Source organism: Rhodococcus sp. JVH1 (assembly GCF_000280725.2).
GTDB classification, from domain to species: domain Bacteria; phylum Actinomycetota; class Actinomycetes; order Mycobacteriales; family Mycobacteriaceae; genus Rhodococcus_F; species Rhodococcus_F jostii_A.
Window position 1 is genome coordinate 824,476 of sequence record NZ_CP166290.1, and the last position, 12,330, is coordinate 836,805.

The 12,330-nt window shown below is 65.1% G+C and carries 14 protein-coding genes and 3 pseudogenes; 7 read left to right on the forward strand and 10 right to left on the reverse strand.

Annotation, left to right across the window (positions count from 1 at the left end):
* The first annotated feature begins 378 nt into the window (after positions 1-378).
* Positions 379-741 (forward strand): cupin domain-containing protein, encoded by a 363-nt coding sequence (locus JVH1_RS41330; protein ID WP_009760345.1) that lies wholly within the window; start codon positions 379-381, stop codon positions 739-741.
* A gap of 493 nt (positions 742-1,234) precedes the next feature.
* Here the strand turns inward: JVH1_RS41330 and JVH1_RS41335 are convergent, their stop codons facing one another.
* Together JVH1_RS41335 and JVH1_RS41340 are read right to left on the reverse strand one after the other, a co-directional pair.
* Complete coding sequence (locus JVH1_RS41335; protein ID WP_009760348.1) at positions 1,235-1,876, reverse strand: RES family NAD+ phosphorylase; 642 nt, start codon at positions 1,874-1,876, stop codon at positions 1,235-1,237.
* Entirely contained in the window at positions 1,876-2,523 is a 648-nt protein-coding gene (locus tag JVH1_RS41340) for a hypothetical protein (RefSeq protein ID WP_009760349.1), read from the reverse strand. The genes JVH1_RS41335 and JVH1_RS41340 overlap by 1 nt, the downstream gene beginning before the upstream one ends.
* A 223-nt stretch (positions 2,524-2,746) precedes the next feature.
* Here JVH1_RS41340 and JVH1_RS41345 point away from each other — a divergent pair, with 223 nt between their 5' ends.
* Positions 2,747-3,208 (forward strand): hypothetical protein, encoded by a 462-nt coding sequence (locus tag JVH1_RS41345; RefSeq protein ID WP_009760350.1) that lies wholly within the window; start codon positions 2,747-2,749, stop codon positions 3,206-3,208.
* On the forward strand, positions 3,205-3,558 hold the full coding sequence (locus JVH1_RS41350; RefSeq protein WP_009760351.1) for a hypothetical protein: 354 nt from the start codon (positions 3,205-3,207) through the stop codon (positions 3,556-3,558). The genes JVH1_RS41345 and JVH1_RS41350 overlap by 4 nt, the downstream gene beginning before the upstream one ends.
* A 453-nt stretch (positions 3,559-4,011) precedes the next feature.
* Here the strand turns inward: JVH1_RS41350 and JVH1_RS41355 are convergent, their stop codons facing one another.
* Both JVH1_RS41355 and JVH1_RS41360 read right to left on the reverse strand, forming a co-directional pair.
* Entirely contained in the window at positions 4,012-4,134 is a 123-nt protein-coding gene (locus tag JVH1_RS41355) for a hypothetical protein (protein WP_009760353.1), read from the reverse strand.
* Positions 4,135-4,185: 51 nt separating this feature from the next.
* Complete coding sequence (locus JVH1_RS41360; RefSeq protein WP_043779707.1) at positions 4,186-4,737, reverse strand: TIGR03086 family metal-binding protein; 552 nt, start codon at positions 4,735-4,737, stop codon at positions 4,186-4,188.
* A gap of 1,371 nt (positions 4,738-6,108) precedes the next feature.
* Between JVH1_RS41360 and JVH1_RS41365 the strand changes: the two are divergent.
* Positions 6,109-6,195, forward strand: a pseudogene (locus tag JVH1_RS41365) (hypothetical protein); the annotation flags it as partial.
* 83 nt (positions 6,196-6,278) lie between these two features.
* Here the strand turns inward: JVH1_RS41365 and JVH1_RS41370 are convergent.
* The 3 genes from JVH1_RS41370 to JVH1_RS41380 form a co-directional block, all read right to left on the reverse strand.
* Positions 6,279-6,527, reverse strand: coding sequence for a hypothetical protein (locus JVH1_RS41370; RefSeq protein ID WP_009760360.1), 249 nt, complete (start codon positions 6,525-6,527; stop codon positions 6,279-6,281).
* A 105-nt stretch (positions 6,528-6,632) separates the two neighbouring features.
* Complete coding sequence (locus JVH1_RS41375) at positions 6,633-6,881, reverse strand: hypothetical protein (protein ID WP_371113166.1); 249 nt, start codon at positions 6,879-6,881, stop codon at positions 6,633-6,635.
* A gap of 105 nt (positions 6,882-6,986) precedes the next feature.
* Positions 6,987-7,262 carry a hypothetical protein gene (locus JVH1_RS41380; protein WP_009760361.1) on the reverse strand — a complete coding sequence of 92 codons (276 nt, stop codon included), beginning with the start codon at positions 7,260-7,262 and terminating at the stop codon, positions 6,987-6,989.
* A 7-nt stretch (positions 7,263-7,269) separates the two neighbouring features.
* On the opposite strand from JVH1_RS41380, the pseudogene JVH1_RS41385 reads away from it, so the two are divergent.
* Positions 7,270-7,794: pseudogene (locus JVH1_RS41385) on the forward strand (histone-like nucleoid-structuring protein Lsr2); the annotation flags it as partial.
* A gap of 487 nt (positions 7,795-8,281) precedes the next feature.
* Here the strand turns inward: JVH1_RS41385 and JVH1_RS41390 are convergent.
* Both JVH1_RS41390 and JVH1_RS41395 read right to left on the reverse strand, forming a co-directional pair.
* Positions 8,282-8,982, reverse strand: a pseudogene (locus JVH1_RS41390) (Tellurium resistance).
* Positions 8,915-9,088 carry a hypothetical protein gene (locus tag JVH1_RS41395; protein WP_192817837.1) on the reverse strand — a complete coding sequence of 58 codons (174 nt, stop codon included), beginning with the start codon at positions 9,086-9,088 and terminating at the stop codon, positions 8,915-8,917. The pseudogene JVH1_RS41390 and the gene JVH1_RS41395 overlap by 68 nt, the downstream one beginning before the upstream one ends.
* A 516-nt stretch (positions 9,089-9,604) precedes the next feature.
* On the opposite strand from JVH1_RS41395, the gene JVH1_RS41400 reads away from it, so the two are divergent.
* The gene (locus JVH1_RS41400; protein ID WP_272943932.1) at positions 9,605-9,727 is read left to right on the forward strand and encodes a hypothetical protein; all 123 of its coding nucleotides are present in this window, start codon (positions 9,605-9,607) and stop codon (positions 9,725-9,727) included.
* Between the two features lie 415 nt (positions 9,728-10,142).
* Here JVH1_RS41400 and JVH1_RS41405 read toward each other — a convergent pair whose 3' ends face one another.
* Positions 10,143-10,865 carry a type 1 glutamine amidotransferase domain-containing protein gene (locus tag JVH1_RS41405; protein WP_009760366.1) on the reverse strand — a complete coding sequence of 241 codons (723 nt, stop codon included), beginning with the start codon at positions 10,863-10,865 and terminating at the stop codon, positions 10,143-10,145.
* Between the two features lie 669 nt (positions 10,866-11,534).
* Between JVH1_RS41405 and JVH1_RS41410 the strand changes: the two genes are divergently transcribed.
* The gene (locus tag JVH1_RS41410) at positions 11,535-12,254 is read left to right on the forward strand and encodes a pyridoxamine 5'-phosphate oxidase family protein (RefSeq protein WP_009760369.1); all 720 of its coding nucleotides are present in this window, start codon (positions 11,535-11,537) and stop codon (positions 12,252-12,254) included.
* Positions 12,255-12,330: the final 76 nt, after the last annotated feature.

The following is a 12,330-nucleotide window of genomic DNA, read 5'->3' on the forward strand; positions in this document are numbered from 1 at the left end:
CGCGATCGCCCGCCACCCAAGTAGCATCCACACCGAACCCAAAGTCGTGATGGAGCATCACCTAACACGCTTTCGAGAACGCCGCCGCGCTACCTACCCACCCGGTAACTCGACGACTCTCCCGCCCCGGTAGCAGCTCTGCCCACAAAATGCACTGGCGTGGACCCTGGTGTCAGTGGGGTGCTCCCGGCGTAGAGGTGGTTCGCCCGGTGCGCCACCGTCCCACCGACGGGCCGCCGCTCGGTATTGCGGCACACGATGGTGCCCGCCCAGAATTGAAGTGCCAGAAAATTCGATTCATCCCGCGGTTCCCGATTTGGCCGGTCGGAGGTCCGCCGCATCGGTGGGTGCCGCCTCAACGACCTGGGAGGACAACCGATGTCCGGTCTGATCCGCAAGAGTCTCGATTCACCCGAGGAAACCCGCCCCTTCGAGGACGATATGGGCAAGCTCGAACTCGTCAACATCGCGTCCGGCGCGGTGGGGAGGGCGACCTTCCAACCCGGCTGGCAGTGGTCCAAGCACGTCAAACCGATAGCCAAGACGGACAGCTGCCAAGCCGCTCACATGGGTTACGTCATCTCGGGTCGAATGAAGATCGTCATGGACGACGGGGAGGACATTGAGTTCGGTCCCGGCGATCTCATGATCTGCCCGCCCGGACACGACGCCTGGATTCTCGGCGATGAGCCCTGCGTGGTCATCGACTGGACCGGCGTCGCCGACTACGCCAAGAGGTAGACGACAGGTAGCGCGTCCCGGCCCGCTCATTGCACGCGCAAGCGCTGGGGCATCGCGCCGACCCACGGCGCCCAAGGGACGGATGCGGTGGACGATTCTGGTAGTGGCCGAGGCCCGGACTGGACGTTTCACGCCCCGACGGCGGGACATCTCGCGTTGTGGGCCATCAGGTCACCCTCACATCACTCGCGACCCCGAATAACCACAGAGAGGACCACCTCATCCCACTCGGACACCGAGATCATCACGCCCCGCCCCGACCAGGTCGCCGCTCGTTGCTGCGGAAGCGTGGACGCACTCGCGGTCGACATCACCGCCCCGCACGGATGGAGGATTCACGCCCGCAGCGGCTCTGAAATACTCGCCGTCGAGAACGTCGACCCGGGCTTCGCCCGAACCGACGTCGACGCCACCGACAGGTACCTCGAATCACGCAATCGTATGGAGGCTCGGTGTCGTCGTGGCTGTAGCTGGAGATCCCCGTGCGCGACGGTCAAACGACTTGGTATCCCAATTCCACTGCCGCGCTGTCGATACGGCGTGCGAGTCCGACGTGGGACAGTGGCAGTGAGAGCGCTGGGTTGGTGGGGAAGGCGTTCGCGGCGTGCTCGAACAGCGCCACGCACAGCTCACCGGCGAATCTGCCGCGGTAGGCGATGCCGTCGAGGTTGGGGTGGGCGCGGTGGATCGTCCTGGCCCACGCCTGGGATTGGGAGTGCGGGCCGGAGTCGAGAGAGTGATTGCATCCGAGCCGGGTCGGCCAGGTGCCGCCGGAGAACCCTCCGAGATCGAGCAGGGTGAGTGGGCGGTCCAGGGTCAGTGCTGAGAGGTACGGGGTGCGATGGAATCGGTCGATCACTCGGGTTTCCTGGAAGACCTCGGCGAGGGCGCCGCGCGGGCTACTGGCTCCGTACCAGATGCCGTACTTGGGGTGGTCCGTTCTCGGCCGTGGGTGATGGTCGAAGCGCAGCAGTGGCCCGTATGTGCGGAAACCGTGCCACGGCAACACGTGGGCGCCGTCGGTGGGGTGGATACGCCAGAGACGGCGGGTGGTGGCCGCGATGGTGACCAGTTCGTCGTCGCGTACCCCCTGATCGCGCATGTCCGCGATCGAGGGTGGGGTGGTCGTGGCCACTAGCCGAGGCTCGTCGCGCGTTCGACGACCTCGAGGACGAGGGGCAGGTCCTTCTCGGCTGCGGCGAAGGTGAGGAACTCGACGACCGATGCGGGGTGACCGTCGGTGGTGAGGTCAACGCGGGGCAGGGTCAGCACCGCGTTGACGGTGAGGGGGTGCAGGTCGGCGGGGAGTTGGGGCAGGATCTGGTCGAGGTACGGCACCATCCCGGCGTCGGTAAATTGCACCTTCGGGTACAGGCGTCCTCGTCGATCGACGTCGTCGAGGGCCCAGAGTTTATGTTCGATCGAGGTGAGTTGGCGGACCCGGGGCGCCTTCACCGTCAGCAGGTCGGCGACCTCGGCGGCGGTGAGGGCGGAGCGACGCAGATCGCTCATGGACTGTGCCCGTCCCAGCGCGACGGAGAAGCTGGCTCGTTCGCCGTCGTCGGTGAAGCCGGCTTCGTCGAGTAGGTCGGCATCGTGACGCGAGAGCGCCCCGTGCGGTTGTAGGGCGCCGAGGGACGCGAGGTACTCGAGAGCTGTGGCGACCGTTGCTCGATCGATCGGGTGTCCGACGGTGCGGGTCAAGGCGTCCTCGAACGACAGCGCGCCGGCGGCGTACTGCTCTGCGGCAACGCGGGCCTGACGATCGTCTGCGACAGTCACAAGAGTCCTCCTAACGCTCATTAACAGTGTAATTCAGTGTTGATTTCTTGGCTACCGATCACCCGCAGGGTCGTGCTTGGCGCATGGATCGGACGGTCAGATACGCACGCCGCGATCACGGGTCCCGGCCCTGTCTCGGCTGCAGCAAGACTGTGGGGGCCAGAGGACCGCGCATCCCGACCTTGCCGACCGCGTACTTTGAAAGTAGATTGAAAGTATGTCTGTGGGTGAGGTGCCGTTCTCGGATATCCAGAACAAGGGGAAGGCGACACTGTCGGAGTGGCAGCGGTCGGGGGCGCGGCCGCTGCGGGTGACGCGGCGCGGCGATGAGGATTTGGTGTTGATGACGGCGGTGCGGGCGGATCAGGAGCGGGAGGTGCTCGCGGCGGCGACGGCGATGGTCGACGCCCTGCTGCACTCCGATGACAGCGCTCTGGTCCGCAAGGTGGTGGCGGCGGCGTTCCCGTGGGTGAGCTACCTGTCGGCTGAGGAACTCGCCGACTTCGTCGACGAGCTGATCGCGTCGCTACGGGCGGGTTCGTCACTGGATAATCCGGCACCGCCGGCCCGGACGATCGAGACGTGGCGGCACACGGCGGAGGTGTATGCCGATCCGGAGCTGGCCCGGATCCTGTCGGCGCCGTCTGAGGGTGACTTCGGGGCCGTGCCGGTGCCGGAGCTGTGAGCCCGAAGCGGGGTGAGCGGGTCGCGCCGCCGGCATCGGGCGAGTTGTGGGAGCTGCGGTTCGCGACCAGTGACGCGGCGAAGGGGTGGGACGAGCTGTGCCGGCAGGCGCCGGCGAACACATTGGTGGCGTACGAGGAGTTGCGACGCCGCACGGTCGTCGGAGAGTCGACGACGCGCCATCACCGGTTGAAGGGCAAGCTCGCGACCGGGGTGCACAACGGGGTGGAGATGGAGCAGTGGCAGTACGAGGTCACCGCCGGTGGCCGGGTCTGGTATGTGCTGGATATCGAGCACCGCACGTTGTGGCTGAAGCATGCGGGCACAGGGCACCCTAAACAGACCGAATAGTGTTGCCATTGTGCTGAATAGGACCTGATCGAATCGACTCAGCGGAGTCGGGGGGCCGATGTGGTCGGCTCGCGACCTGGAACCGTGCTGTGCGAGCATACGGTCTCTATTCGTCGTCCCGGCCCGAGCCGCACACTGAGCGAGTGTTTGAGTGCGGGAGCTGGAAACGGGGCACCATGGCCACGGTCGCGAAGAAGAACAGCTGAGCGGGAATCCGCTCTGCTCATAGTGGCTGCGCGACTTTCGGTCAGGATCTGCCACCGAGCCGGCTCCCGACCCTACATTCGGTGGGCAGTGAGGTTCTGGGCGCCGAGCGAACGCATCTGAATCCGCTGCGGGAGGCATGACGGGGCCGGCAACGGCGCGTTGCATCTCCGGTCGCGGTCGATCCGGGAAAAGGCGGGATGGCGGAGAAGATCTCCGCACTCAGCGTCTTCGATGCGGTTCCTCAGTTCAGGGCAGCAACGTCACCCTGAAGAGCAGATCGAGCCACACGGCGATCGCGACCAGACCGCCGAACGCGACCGCGACGATGAAGAATGGCGTCGTCGCGCGATCAGCCCAGTCGATCGGCACATCGTCGATAGAGCCGTGCGGCGGACTCTGTGCGTCACGCAGTTCGTTCTGTTAGGTGGTGCGGCCCAGGAAGTTCAATAGCTGGGTCTGTGCGTCGGCGTTGTCTGTGGGTGCCACCTTGGCCCCGAAGGCGTGGGGGAGCCGGATCCGGTCGTCTTCTGCGACCAGAAAGGTTCGGGCCAGCTCGACTGCCTCGGGATCGAGGTGTTCGTCCTGCCCGGTTGCGCGCGCGAAATCCCAGGTATGAATCAGCGTGTCGGCGCACGCCATCCGCCGGACGAATTGCTCGAAGGGCAGGTTGCCGAACTCGGCACCCAATACCTGCTGGGCGGTCGCCTCCGACTCCAGGGCAGCCTGTACCGCGGCCGTCGCATCCAGCCAGGCGGCCACCACGTCCTCCCCGGCGGTAGGCACCCGGTAGTCATTTCCCCTGAGCCCTGCGCAGGCCCGTCGGTGGTTACCCACCACATGGGCGGCCACGTCCCAGGCGGTCCAGCCTGGGCAGGGGGAGGCCGAGTTCCAGCGGTCCTGCGGGCAGCCCAGGAGACGATCGGTGAAGTCCTGCGCCACGCGCGCGTACAGACTGGTGATGGGCGATCCCATCCCCACACCGTACGTCAACCGCACCTCACCGAATCTGTGCTGGTAGCGCGCATTCTTACGCACACAGCGACCCACACCGGCCGCCGCTGCGCCTGAACCGGGAGATCTTCCACCCCCGACACGGGGGCTCCGGGGCCGGGTGCCGAGTCGTGACGATGTGCCCCGAGACCTTGTCAGCGCTGAAGGGAACAGGTGCGATGGGGGAGCTGACCTTCGGTGTATATCGGTCTGTCCGTCGGCGCCGTGGTTGCCGAGGGAAACACGGCGCGGCCAGGACATCCCACCGGACCTGATCATCCGCACGCGACCGTTGGCCGACAAGTCGTTGACGGAACTGGTGCTCGACGAGGAGGTCGAGGTGGCGGTCCTGCGGTGGCCGGCGGAACATCATCAGGCTCGGCCAGGACGCCTAGCTGACGGCGTGCACGTGGCGGGACTTCGCGCAGACCCGCCGAACCGCGACCGACAACGTGACCCACACGATCGTCGCGCAGGGGCTGCATGACGAGTGCCGGCACGGATGCAATGAACTCGCGCTCATGCTGGTCGACGGACGAAAAACCACCGACGCTGATGGTGGTGCGGTCGGCGCCGCGCGATGCCGACGGATGGGCCCGAGAGATGGTGCTCGCCTCGCTCGGTCACGATTTTCGATCTGACATTGGGATAACGCGGCGACGTCCGGGCTGACGCCAGCTGATCGGAGTGAGCACCCGCGGTTTCTCGGCCGGCGCGCGCCCCACTGTTGTCGCGAGGGGTAGCCGTCCCGGTGCCTGTTGATCATCGCGGTGTTAAGTCGAGTTGTCTCCACTCGTGTGCACGGTGCCGCAGTCGGTTTCGGGTGAACCGTGTGTGAGTGCGGTGCGGAAGAGAACGATGCCGGCTGTGGGTGACCACCCCCCGAATGCGGCGGCACGGCCACGACGGTGTTCTCCGGGCTGCTGGGGATGTGGCCGGCGCGCGGCCTTCGCGACGTAAGGTTCGGTGCCGCTGTGACCCGAGTCCGGGAGGCGCTGCACCGCCGGAATTGCGGCACAGTCTTCGGTGAGTAGGTGGTGGGCCGTCAGGCGCACACCCTGCTCGGCACCGTGAACACCGAATTCGGCAATGTCGACCACTTCAATGCCGCAGTTGCCGAGGCAATTTCGGGATTTCGGCGGAGAATAGTCCCTGTCGGGGTGAGTCGTGCTCGTCCTGGATGAAGCTCGGTGCGATGTGATTTTGGGCTCGAAGAGGATCGTGTTTGGTCTGCCCACATGGACAATGTCTTGAGACGTTGAATTGTTAGTTCGGTGAGCTTCCTCATTTGCGGGACGAGCCTGCCGTTACTGTGTGCGTTCGACGATTGCCCTGACGTAGAAGGAGAGCACGATGGCGGTATCACCGAGGATTTCCGAAGGTTCGGCGAAGGGGACAACCAAGGAGATCCGCGAGTGGGCGATCGGAGAGGGTCGCGAAGTGTCTCCCCGCGGTCGGATTTCGGCCGAGATCGTGCAAGCTTTCCATGAGGCTCAGGCGACGAAGGCTCAGGCGACGAAGGCTCAGGCAAAAGCGGCGCCGGCGAAGAAGGCGGCCGCGAAGAAGATAGTCGCGGGGAAGGCTCCCGCGAAGAAAACGGCTGCCAAGAAGTCGCCGGCGAAGACGACAGGGCCGAAGAAGACGGCTGCGAAGAAGGCGTCGGCGAGGAAGTCTCCGGTGAAGACGGCAGGGACGAAGTCGACGGCCGCGGAGAAGTTTGTCGCCACGAAGGTACCGGCGGTGAGCCAGGCTCCGGCGGTGACGACGACCAAGGATATTCGAGAGTGGGCGATCGGAGAGGGTCGCGAAGTGTCTCCCCGCGGTCGGATTTCGGCCGAGATCGAGCAAGCTTTCCATGAGGCTCAGGCGACGAAGGCTCAGGCAAAAGCGGCGCCGGCGAAGAAGGCGGCCGCGAAGAAGATAGTCGCGGGGAAGGCTCCCGCGAAGAAAACGGCTGCCAAGAAGTCGCCGGCGAAGACGACAGGGCCGAAGAAGACGGCTGCGAAGAAGGCGTCGGCGAGGAAGTCTCCGGTGAAGACGGCAGGGGCGAAGTCGACGGCCGCGGAGAAGTTTGTCGCCACGAAGGTACCGGCGGTGAGCCAGGCTCCGGCGGTGACGACGACCAAGGATATTCGAGAGTGGGCGATCGGAGAGGGTCGCGAAGTGTCTCCCCGCGGTCGGATTTCGGCCGAGATCGAGCAAGCTTTCCATGAGGCTCAGGCGACGAAGGCTCAGGCAAAAACGGTGCCGGCGAAGAAGGCGGCCGCGAAGAAGATAGTCGCGGGGAAGGCTCCCGCGAAGAAAACGGCCGCGAAGAAGTCGCCGGCGAAGACGACAGGGCCGACGAAGACGGCTGCGAAGAAGACGGCCGTGGAGAAGGTCGTCGAGAAGGAGGCTCCGGTGAAGGGAGCGGCGGCGGGTACGGCTCCGACGAAGACGGCCGCGGAGAAGTTTGTCGCCACGAAGGTACCGGCGGTGAGCAAGGCTCCGGCGGCGACGACGACCAAGGATATTCGAGAGTGGGCGATCGGAGAGGGTCGCGAAGTGTCTCCCCGCGGTCGGATTTCGGCCGAGATCGTGCAAGCTTTCCATGACGCTCAGGCAACGAAGGCTCAGGCAACGAAGGCTCAGGCAACGAAGGCTCAGGCAAAAACGGTGCCGGCGAAGAAGGCTCCGGCGAAGACGACGGCCGTGGAGAAGGCTCCGGCGAAGAAGGCGGCCGTGGAGAAGGCTCCGGCGAAGAAGACGGCCGTGGAGAAGGCTCCGGCGAAGACGACGGCAGCGGGGAAGACGGCAGGGGCGAGAACGACAGGGGAGACGACGGCCGTGGAGACGACGGCCGCGGAGAAGGTTGTCGAGAAGGAGGCTCCGGTGAAGGGAGCGGCGGCGGGCACGGCTCCGGTGGAGAAGACGGCCAAGGAGATTCGAGAGTGGGCGATCGGGGAGGGCCGTGAAGTGTCCTTCCGCGGTCGGATTTCGGCCGCAATCGTGCGTGCCTTCCATGACGCTGCGGCGAAGTTGCCGGCTGTGGGCGGCTGAACCGAGTGGTGTCCGCTCTTGAGCGCGACCCACCGACTCCGGGTTGCCGGGTTCTCTGAATCCGACGGACGTTCGGTGGATGAACCCTTGCCTGTCTCTTCGAAGCCAGGCTCACCGAAGATGAGCGCGCCGGTGTCACAGCCCTGAACGCGGGCGGACGGTCGGTGCGACTGGTACGGGAGGTTGCATTCACGAGCGCTGGTCGACAGTGTGCACCGAGTGGCCGATGGGAGTTCCGCTGGCACCTGCTGGGTGAGTGTCGGTGCCGAGAACTGTCTCCCGTACCAAAACGGCGACTATCGGTGGCCGAATCTGCCCGGGCGGTGTGTCGTGGTGTGGTCTTTCTCGCGGTCAGGCGAGGCCGATCGGCTTCGGTTCAGTCCCGGTGGTCGATTCCCGGCACTCGCGCTGACATCGTGGTGTGGTCGTCGGATGTGGGTCGTCCGTCCGGCGGCGATCACCCCTCGATCGGTCCCCTCGGGTGCGGTCATTTGCGGCCGGCAGTCCATTTCAGGCCCCAGCGGTAGGCTTTGGAGATTTCGGATTGGGTTCCGTTGATGTACCTCACTTCTCGTGTGACGGTGAGTTCGTTCTTTTCGCTTTTCAGCAGGGCGATGGCGCAGGATCGGGCGCGGTTGTCGGGCGAGTCGAGGCGTACCTCCACTTCGGGGCCGTGGGGTGGGTACAAGGTGACCACGCCGTCGGCGGTGGACCAGTTCGGGGTGCCGTCGTAGATGTAGGCGAAGATGAGGATGCGTTTGAAGTCGGCGAGGTGGGCGAGGTTGATGTGGAGGTTCTCGCCGCCGGCGTTGGTGCCGGAGCGGTCGTCGCCGTCGAGGGCGATGTAGGGCGGGTAGTGCAGGTCGCCGAACGCATTTCCGAGGGCTTGGACGACGCCTTTGGACCCGTCGTTGAGTTGGTATAGGCAGGCGAGGTCGAGGTCGATCGCGCCGTTGCCGAGGAGGCCGCGACGGCCGCGGGTCCAGTTGAGGTTGATCCGCATCGTTCCGGTGTCGCCGCGCTTGGCGAGGGACACGGTGGGGCTGCCTTGGTGAGGGTGATCTTGCTGAGCTGGACCCGGGGCTGCGGTGCCGGAGGCGGGGTGGGCGCGGGAGGGCGATCACGGTATTGGGTGCCTGGGTCGGGGGAGTGGGCGCAGGGGTGGGGCAGGCGGGTGGGTGGGGGCATCGTCGACGGTGACACCGTGTTCGGTGAGGAGGGCCTTGAGGCCGCTGTCCCAGCCGACGGAGACGTTCCGGATCTTCCATTGTTCGCCGCGCCGGTAGATTCGCATGAACTTGTCGAATGGTTCCGCCGCGCCGATTCGACCTGACCGCAGCGATGCTCGTCAGCCACCGTGTCCGGCGCCGCCCTCCTGGGACGCATGGCCGGACACCGGGTGTGGGGCCTCGTCGCGGCCTGCGCGGTGATGATGGCGGTCTGCGTCGGTGCCGTTATCGCCCACAACGACCGGATACACCCACGCTCTGAACTGGGACCTCGATCCGCCCCCGCTGGACCAGAACAGTCAGAGGTTCCAGAGCTGGAGCAGCGCGGCCCGCAGGCTGGGTGAGACTAGGCCGGTGCGGTCAAGGCCGGTGTGTCCGGTAGGGGTTCGCAAGCCGAGAGCACCCCTCGTCACGGCCACCAAAACCGGATGGGGGAGTTGTCGACGTCATCGGCGTCGCCACGTACGGCACCGGTGCCCAGTGGACGGTCACTTCTCTGATGGATGCGGTGGACGGTCCGGGCGTTCGCGGGTATCGAATCTCGGGTCTTCGACGGGCTGAAAGTGCCTCGGGACTCGGTGATGCATGTTGGTGGCACCGGAGGTTCCGGCCTCACCATCGCCGACCGACCGACCGACCGGCTGCTTCTGCGGATCAACGGCTCCCTCACCCTCACCCTCGGCGTGGCGAGGGCGGCGTGCTAGACCGAGGCCTCGGCCCACCACTCGTCACGGTTGTGGAAGCAGCACACCTTGATCCGAGACACTCTCCACTCCGTCGCGATGGGGGACGGTGACATCTAGGACGCGCGTGCGCGGGTCGCGCCGCTACTGCCACCTTTTGCGCCGCCGCGGCCGGGGGCCGGCGGTTCGGCGAGACGAAACGGCGGGATCGGCTGGTCCGGGAGGGCCTTTAGTGTCGTGTCCAAAACCATCCGGAGATCGGGTCGCGCATCTTGGGGTCACTCCCTGCCGCAGGGGTGAACTGTGAGTCGAATCGAACACGATTTCGCGGAGGTGCCGCGAGGGTAGGCGGTGATGGCTAGGGACCACCACGCCGATTGGTCATACTGAATCGGTAAGTCAGATCGCGGATGCCTGCGGATCCGGCCGAGCGCTCCTACTCAAGTCCGCTACTGTCCGTAATCGCGTCGACCAAGCGACGGGCAAGCCCTTCAGACGAGGCTGGATTTTGGCCCGTGTAGAGGTTCCGGTCGACGACCACGCATTCGCCCCAGGGCTGTTGAGCGGCACTATAGACGCCCCCCTCGGATACGAGACGGTCCTCCAGGAGCCACATGGCTCGGTCTGCGAAGCCGACCTGACGTTCTTCGACGTTGCTGAATGCTGTCATCTTGTGACCGGCGAACAGCCAGGATCCGCCGTCGGTCCGTGCGGACAGAAGTGCTGCGGGGCCGTGGCACACGGCCGCAACAGGTTTCCCGGCATCGTGGAAGCTACGAATGATTTCCCCGAATCGATCCGAATCGGCCAGGTCTTCCATCGGGCCGTGGCCGCCCGGAACGAACACGAAGTCGAAGGCGTCGGGATCGGTGTCCTCCAACGCCTTCGGGTTGTTGAGCTCGTCGGCGATCGACGTGAGGTAGTCCGCAATCCTCTGACCGGCTTCGGCGCTGCCGCCGTTCATCTCTGGACTGAAGCCCGCCTGATCGGCCGTGGGTATCACTGCCCCCGGTGTCGCAATCGTGATTTCGAGGCCGGCATGGTCGAAGACGCGGTGCGGGGTGGCTAGTTCTTCCGGCCAGTACCCACAGGGGTGCTTGGTGCCGTCCGCGAGTGTCCAATAGTCGACACCGGTGACGGCGATCAATACGGAAGACATCCTGGATCCCACCTGTTCATGTGTTCGGTAAGGGCGGAATGCGCCCCATGTCGGCTTCCATCGGCGGACCTCTAACTTCCGGGTCCACCGTGTACTCGTGGATTACACACTGGTGAGGCGGCACAGACAGGTGCAGTGGTGATTCTGTGAGGGAATGCGCAACGAGTCAGCAGGATCCTTCTACTCGAGTCGGGCGCAACGCATGGTTAGCACAGATGCGCATATCGCCGGCCGTACTGCACGCTCGTCGGTTCATCGGTGTGAACGTCGAGCTCTGAACTGCGGTGGATCAAGGTGGAAGGAGTTCTTCGGTGAAACCCGACTGCCTCTACCTGCGATCCTTCCTCTACTTGTACTTGCACTCAGCGGGTGCGGTTGTTGCTGCTGTCGTGATCGCTGGCGCCGCCTTCGGCCGTTGAAGATTCAGAAACCTGATGACAAATTAGATGATGTCACGCCAAGTTTCAGGCACGGTACAGTTTGACCTGCTGTGAGATCAGTCCGGTCCAACTCGATGCACATCGGTTCGCCGAATTCGACCCGGCGGGTGCGGAGTTACGGCGAACCGTCCGGATGGTCAGGGCGAACTCACCACCCGGAGCATTCAGATGAAGATCAGCCGGAGCGGTGGGCGGGCGACATGACCGGGCGTGAGAGAGCGGGGTACGAATGAGCGAGATCGGCAGTGTGGGTGAGCGACAACTCCAACAACGGCACGGCACGGCGGATCGCGCCGCGAGGTTCTACGCGGATCAGGTTCTCGACCATCTCAATCTGGCCATGATCGAGTTCGTCGGTCGTCAGGAGATGACCTTCGTCGCCACCGCTGACGCGTCCGGCGAATGCGACAACAGCCTGCGTGCCGGAGCTCCGGGATTTATTCACGTCATCGACTCGACGACGCTCGCCTACCCCGAGTACCGGGGTAACGGGGTGATGGCGAGCCTCGGCAACATCCTCGAGAACCCGCATGTCGGACTCATTCTGGTGGATTTCGTGCACGATCTCATCGGCCTGCACGTCAACGGCGCAGCGCGGCTCGTGGAGGACGCGGACCTGCGGTCAGAGGTCGTCGGCCTTCCCGTCGGCGGGTCGAACGGACGCACGCCGGAGTGCTGGGTGGTCGTCGATGTCGACGAGGCCTACATTCACTGCCGCAAGCACATTCCGCGAATGGCGCGTGTTCCGCATCACCGGGACTGGGGGACAGACGACGTGAAACGCAAGGCCGGCGACTATTTCGATGCGAAAGACACGACGAGACTTGATGCTCAGTCGGTCGGCGCCGAACTCACACAGCCGATTAAATCGGGCTTCTCCGCGGTGCTGGACTCGCGCGCCGACAGCGGCGGGACGATGAACCCGGACACGTCCTCGGCGTTGACATAGAGGGCGTCGAACGAGATGTTACCCAGGTGTCGATCCAGTCGGCGGCCGCGACGCGTACGCCAAGCGTGTGTGATCG